At 41.1% G+C, this 248-nt stretch carries 1 pseudogene; it reads right to left on the bottom strand.

Annotated features, from left to right (window positions below):
• A pseudogene (locus ACFI34_RS18820) lies at window positions 1-108 on the bottom strand (IS110 family transposase); the annotation flags it as partial.
• Window positions 109-248 lie beyond the last annotated feature (140 nt).

The raw sequence follows: 248 nt of genomic DNA, 5'->3' as shown, positions 1-248 counted from the left end.
ATCATTTGGAACAGTGAAGTAAATGTCCAATGGACGGATATAAATATCGAGTTGGTACTTTCCGGTATCAACACCTACGTTTATGTTTTGCTTTGTTTTTGTATTCATAATAAGCTAACTCTTACTTGCATAATGCGGGTTCGAGACCCAGTAGACTATTCGAGTGTGGTGCTTGGAGTCCTTTGTCGCGTTCGTTCTTGTTATCGGTCTCTCAACAGAGGAGCCTTTGCTCAATCGAACTACGACAA

Source organism: Pseudoalteromonas sp. PSi26, assembly GCF_054960575.1.
This window is presented reverse-complemented; position numbering and strand designations above follow the sequence as displayed.